Consider the following 3,165-nt stretch of genomic DNA (forward strand, 5'->3'; position numbering starts at 1 on the left):
TAGCGATGATCGTTGATCGGGAGAAGGAGATCGAGGAGTTTATACCAGAAACATACTGGATGGTTCGACTCGATTCTGAAAAGGATGGGACCCCGATTGAGGCCAGGCATACAAACGGCCGCTTCAAGGAGAAAGCAGAAGCTGAAGCAGTTGTTGCCGGATCAGTGCCCCCCGCTACTGTCACTGAGGTGATCGAGGGAGAGAAGAATGATCGTGCCCCCTCTCCCCTCGACACGACGACGCTCATCGTTGCAGCAGGAAGACTTGGGTACTCTGCGGCAAATGCGATGCGTGTTGCAGAAGATCTCTACATGAACGGATATATCTCGTATCCGAGGACCGATAACACGGTCTATCCAAAGAGCCTCAATCTGAAGGGGATTGTAGCCGATCTCTCAAAAGGAGTCTTTGAAAAGGATGGGAAATGGGTTGCTGCCAATATGAGGCCTTCACCGACCCGTGGTAAAAAAGAGACGACAGATCATCCCCCTATCCATCCTGCCGGTTATGGAAGCCCCGATAAGATCGGGGAGGATGCCTGGAAGCTCTATGAATTCATCGTCAGGCGATTCTTTGCAACCCTCTCACCTGATGCAAAATGGAAGACCTTAAAGGTGAATATCTCAGCAGGCAGAGAGCCCTATACCGCAACCGGCGGCAGACTCGTCGTCGCCGGGTACAGGAGTATATACCCTTATTCTGAAGCAAAAGAACGCATCCTTCCTCCGCTAACACCAGGAGAGACACTCAGAATCATCGCTGTTCATCTTGATGAGAAGGAGACACAGCCCCCGGCACGATACACCCAGAGCCGTCTGATCCAGAGGATGGAGGAACTTGGCCTTGGAACGAAGAGCACCCGCCATGAGGTGATCGGAAAACTGATCGCCCGGAAGTACGTCGAAGGCAACCCGCTGCGCCCCACGCTTGTCGGAAGAGCTGTCACCGATACGCTTCAGGAGCATGCTGATACGATAACAAAGCCGGAGATGACCAGCTCTCTTGAAGAGCATATGAACCTGATAAAGGTTCAGCAGAAGCAGGCCCAGGAAGTCCTCTCTGAATCCCGCCGCATGCTCGAGCAGGTCTTCAACCAGCTTGAAGCAAACGAGTCGATGATAGGCGGGGATATAATGGATATGACGATTGAAGAGTCGATCGTCGGCCCCTGCCCGGTCTGCGGCCACTCACTTCGTATCAGGAGGATGGGTTCATCCCAGTTCATCGGGTGTATGCACTATCCTGACTGTACCTTCAATATGAGCCTTCCTCCCGGAACCTGGGGTGGTGCGGTGCGGACAAAAGATATCTGCCCGACCCATTCCCTCAACCATATCAGGCTGGTCAGGAAGGGTGCACGCCCCTGGGACATCGGATGCCCCCTCTGCTCTCATATCGAGTCGAACAGAGAGGCACTCTCCATGATACCGGGGTGCAGCGAAGAGATGATCAGATCCCTCCATGCACACCACCTCTACTCAATCACTGATCTCACCGCAAAGAATCCCGATGAACTAGCTGGTATCCTCACAGTTCCAACTGCATCAGCAAAATCTCTTATTCAGAGTGCAGGTGAGGTGATCGGCATCCTTAGGCGGAGGACCGAGATGAAGAAGTTCATCCGCGATCATATCACTCCGAGGAAAGGAAGGAGCCCTGCAAAGATCACCAAGGCTCTCGTAGATGCAGGTATTGGTGATATAACAGCACTGGGGAGGGCCGATCCAAAACTCCTGAAACAGACCGGAGTATCTGAGGCTGAGGCTCTGGAACTGCTATCTGAAGCGAAGAAAGAGAGTGATACCAGGACCCTCAAAGATATCGGTTTACCCGCAGTCTCCCTTAAGAAATATCAGGCAGCAGGAATTACTTCCCCGGAGGATTTCATCAGCATTCATCCCGCCGGTATTGCACTGGCAACAGGTGTCACCATAGAGACGGTGATCAAACATGCCTCACTCGTCTCTGATCATTTTAATAAGCAACGGCCAGAGAAGATCAGCAATTCGGTCTTTTTGAAAGGGCAGAAGGGTCTTGCCGAAATTCCGGGTGTCGGCGAGGCGACGATCAGAAAACTGGCTGATGCGGGTATCTATGACAAAAAGACTCTCCTTCAGATGAAAGGGGAGGTTTCCGGCCTCTCTCATGAGGTCGTATCAAAATTAAAGAAACAGGCGGCAATACTATGAGCTGGAAGAGCTGGGTTCATATAACGAAACTGGATCCTGACAGGTATCTGGACAGAGACGCAATCGAGATCGTGGCAACGAGCGGAACTGATGCACTGATGCTCTCGGGTACCCTTAACGTCACCCCTGAGAACCTGACTGAACTCTATGATTGTGTCAGAGATTACGATCTCCCCATCGTCGTAGAACCGGCTGATCCGAGTGGCGCCCGATTTGATGGGATTGATCTCGTCTTTGTACCAAGTGTCCTGAATGCCTCTCACCCCCGCTGGATCATCGGCCAGCATGAACGGTGGGTGAGGGATTATGCAATTGACTGGGAACGGGTTGTTCCTGAAGCGTATATCGTCTTAAACCCGGCATCCTCTGTTGCAAAAGTGACGGGGGCAGACTGCACTCTCTCCCCTGCTGATGTTGCATCCTTTGCGACAGTCGCGGATCGTTACTTCAGATTCCCCGTCGTCTATATCGAATACTCAGGAACCTATGGCGACCCGAAAGTTGTAGAAGCCGTCTCAGAGAGTGTCTCGAATGCACGTCTCTTCTATGGCGGTGGCATCAACAGCGCAGAACGTGCCGCAGAGATGAGCGGGTATGCGGATACGATCATCGTTGGAAACGCTGTCTATGAGGCGGGGATTGATGCATTGAAGGCGACGGTCCGGGCGGTTCGATAGAGGATGCCTGAAGTGGATATCGTCCTTGTTGAGCCGCTGTATGAAGGCAATGTTGGTTTTGCCGCACGAGTGATGAAGAACTTCGGGTTTAAGAACCTCGTCCTCGTCAACCCTTGCAGACTCGGAAATGAGGCGATCGCCCGATCCTCACATGCACGCGAACTTCTGGAATCTGCTGAGCGGATCACCCTCGAAGAGGTGTTTGAACGGAGTTCTCTCACCATCGCCACCACCGGCACCCTCGGTAAATCAGTGACCAATCCGATGAGAATGCCCTACTACTCTCCGTCCGAGCTCAG

Annotated in this window: 3 protein-coding genes; all 3 read left to right on the forward strand. The window is 52.5% G+C overall.

What is annotated here, in order from left to right; all coding sequences use genetic code 11:
* The coding region (locus tag Q7V06_RS02765) for a DNA topoisomerase (RefSeq protein ID WP_304837739.1) at positions 1-2,189 on the forward strand (2,189 nt) is incomplete at its 5' end.
* Positions 2,186-2,866 carry a phosphoglycerol geranylgeranyltransferase gene (locus Q7V06_RS02770; RefSeq protein WP_304837741.1) on the forward strand — a complete coding sequence of 227 codons (681 nt, stop codon included), beginning with the start codon at positions 2,186-2,188 and terminating at the stop codon, positions 2,864-2,866. The genes Q7V06_RS02765 and Q7V06_RS02770, both read left to right, overlap by 4 nt.
* 3 nt (positions 2,867-2,869) lie before the next feature.
* A partial coding sequence (locus Q7V06_RS02775) for a TrmH family RNA methyltransferase (protein ID WP_304837744.1) occupies positions 2,870-3,165 on the forward strand: 296 nt, incomplete at its 3' end.

Origin of the sequence: Methanocalculus sp. (assembly GCF_030651615.1) — an archaeon.
In the GTDB taxonomy this organism is placed as follows: domain Archaea; phylum Halobacteriota; class Methanomicrobia; order Methanomicrobiales; family Methanocorpusculaceae; genus Methanocalculus.

What these genes read in the sequence shown, in the direction of transcription:
- Q7V06_RS02770 (WP_304837741.1), top strand. Translation starts at nt 2,186, where the DNA reads ATGAGCTGGAAGAGCTGGGTTCATATAACGAAACTGGATCCTGACAGG.